The organism is Pseudomonas sp. CM27, assembly GCF_013179515.1.
Taxonomy (GTDB): Bacteria; Pseudomonadota; Gammaproteobacteria; order Pseudomonadales; family Pseudomonadaceae; genus Aquipseudomonas.
In genome coordinates, this window is the sequence record NZ_JABMCN010000395.1 from 1 (window position 1) to 2,743 (window position 2,743).

The following is a 2,743-nucleotide window of genomic DNA, read 5'->3' on the forward strand; positions in this document are numbered from 1 at the left end:
CCGCCTCCAGCACCGCCAGCAGGGTGTCATCACGATAGCGCTCCAGCGCGGCGATGCTGCGATCCCCCAATTGTTCCGAGGTGCCGTCGACCACGTCGTCGATCAATTGGTCGGTCAGCTCCGGCGCTGGCAGGTAGGTCCACGGCAGCTTCAGGGCTGGGCCGAATTGCGACATGAAGTGGCGCATGCCGGCATCGCCACCGGCCAGGGTGTAGGTGAGAAACGTACCCATGAACGACCAGCGCAGGCCGGCGCCAAAGCGGATCGCGTCGTCGATCTCGCCGGTAGTCGCCACGCCGTCATTGACCAGATGCAAGGCCTCGCGCCACAGCGCTTCGAGCAGGCGGTCGGCAATAAAGCCGGGCACTTCCTTGCGCACATGCAACGGGCGCATGCCCAGTGCGGTGTAGATGGTTTTTGCAGCCTCGATGGCCGCTGGCGAGGTTTGATTGCCGCCAACGATTTCCACCAGTGGTAGCAGGTAAACCGGGTTGAACGGGTGGCCGACCACACAACGCTCTGGGTGAATGGCGGATTCGTAGAACTCGCTGGGCAGAAGGCCAGAGGTGCTGCTGCCGATGATCGCGTCGGGCTTGGCGGCGGCGCTGATTTTTGCGTGCAGGTCGAGCTTCAGGTCCAGCCGCTCTGGTGCACTTTCCTGAATGAAGTCGGCATCGCGTACGCATTCTTCGATGGTGGCAACGAACTTCAGGCGATCTTGGGCTGCACCTGGGGCGAGGCCTTGTTTCTCCAGGGCCGGCCACGCGTTGGCGATACGCTTGCGCAGCGCTTGCTCGGCGCCGGGGGCAGGGTCCCAGGCGACTACGTCCAGGCCGTGGGCCAGGGCGCGGGCAACCCAGCCGCTGCCGATTACGCCGCTACCCAGGGCAGCGAAGGTCTTGATCTCGGTGATGAAGGGCATATCAGGGCTCCAGAAGGGCATCAGCGGCGGTTGAGGTTCATCTTTTCCCGGCCCTCAGCCGGGGTGAGCACGCGGCCACCCAGGCGGGCAATGATTTCGCTCGCGCGCTCGACCAGCTGGCCGTTGCTGGCCAGCACGCCCTTGTCCAGGTACAGGTTGTCTTCAAGGCCCACCCGCACGTTACCGCCGAGCAACACCGCCTGCGCGGCCATCGGCATCTGCATGCGGCCGATGCCGAAGCCGGCCCAGGTGACGTTGGCCGGCAGGTTGTCGACCATGGCTTTCATGGTGGTGGTGTCGGCCGGCGCGCCCCACGGGATGCCCAGGCACAGTTGGAACAGCGGGTCTTCGAGCAGGCCTTCTTTCATCATCTGCTTGGCGAACCACAGGTGCCCGGTGTCGAAGATCTCCAGTTCGGCCTTCACGCCCAGTTCGGTAATGCGCTTGGCGCCTGCGCGCAGTTGCGCCGGGGTGGAAACGTAGATCGAGTTGCCATCACCGAAGTTGAGAGTGCCGCAGTCGAGGGTGCAGATTTCAGGCAGCAATGCTTCAACGTGGGCCAGGCGTTCCAGCGGGCCGATCAGGTCGGTGCCGGGGCCGAATTCCATCGGCGATTCGCCTGGGCCGATTTCCAGGTCACCGCCCATGCCGGCGGTGAGGTTGACGATGATGTCGACATCGGCCTCGCGGATGCGCTCCATGACTTCGCGGTACAGCGCTACATCGCGGCTGAAGCGGCCGGTTTGTGGGTCGCGGACATGGCAGTGGACCACGGTGGCGCCGGCCTTGGCGGCTTCGACGGCAGACTCGGCGATCTGTTTGGGAGTGACCGGGACCAGGTGGCTCTTTGAAGCAGTGTCGCCGGCGCCGGTGAGGGCGCAGGTGATGATGACGTCGTGGTTCATGGATCGGTTCCTTGTGTTGTCTGTGCTGGCCTTTTCGCGGGCATGCCCGCTCCCACAGGGTCAGCAGTGACCCTGAGCCTTACACCTGTAGGAGCAGCCTTGTGCTGCGAAAGGGACCTGTCAGTTGGCGGTGAGCTTGAGGTTGTCCGCAGCCGGCTTGCCGTCGAAGGTAGTCACACCTTCCAGCCAGCGGGCTTTGTCCTCGGGGTGGTCCTTGAGCCACTGGCGGGCCGATTCCAGCGCATCCTTGTGGTCGAGCAGCGGCTGCATCATGCGGCTCTCGTCCTCGGCGCTGAAGTTCAGGTTGGCCAGCAGGCGGTGGGCGTTGGGGCAGCGGTCGGCGTAGTCTGGCGCGGTCACCGTCCACACTGTGGCACGGCCTTCGTCAGGGCCCAGGGCGTCCTGGCTGTCGCCCAGGTAGGCCATGTCGATGTTCACGTTCATCGGGTGCGGGGCCCAGCCGAAGAACACCACCGCCTCCTTGCGTCGCACGGCGCGGTCGACGGCGGCAAGCATGCCCGCCTCGCTGGACTCGACCAGCTGGAACTTGCCCAGGCCGAACTGGTTCTTGGCGATCATCGCCTTGATCTGGGTGTTGGCGCCGGAACCTGGCTCGATGCCGTAGATTTTCCCGCCCAGCTCCTTTTCGAACTTGTGGATATCGGCGAAGGTCTTCAGACCCTTGTCTGCCAGATACTTCGGCACTGCCAGGGTTGCCCTCGCATCTTCCAGGCTCGGCTTGTCGAGCACCTTGACCTGCCCGGCATCGACGAACGGGGTAATGGTCTGGGTCATGATCGGGTTCCAGTAACCCAGGAACATGTCCAGGCGTTTGTCGCGGATACCGGCAAAGATGATCTGCTGCGAAGCGCTGGTCTGTTTGGTCTGGTAGCCCAGGCCGTCGAGCAGCACCTGG

The 2,743-nt window shown here is 64.1% G+C and carries 3 protein-coding genes; all 3 read right to left on the reverse strand.

The window, feature by feature from the left end; genetic code table 11:
* Window positions 1-922 (reverse strand): L-carnitine dehydrogenase (locus HP547_RS28235; protein ID WP_172288767.1); only part of this gene is annotated, 922 nt, incomplete at its 3' end.
* 20 nt (window positions 923-942) lie between these two features.
* On the reverse strand, window positions 943-1,827 hold the full coding sequence (locus tag HP547_RS28240; protein ID WP_172288769.1) for a 3-keto-5-aminohexanoate cleavage protein: 885 nt from the start codon (window positions 1,825-1,827) through the stop codon (window positions 943-945).
* A gap of 120 nt (window positions 1,828-1,947) precedes the next feature.
* The coding region (locus HP547_RS28245; protein ID WP_172288771.1) for a glycine betaine ABC transporter substrate-binding protein at window positions 1,948-2,743 on the reverse strand (796 nt) is incomplete at its 5' end.

Excerpts from the sequence above, each read along its gene's own strand:
- HP547_RS28240 (WP_172288769.1), bottom strand. The coding sequence starts at position 1,827 with ATGAACCACGACGTCATCATCACCTGCGCCCTCACCGGCGCCGGCGAC.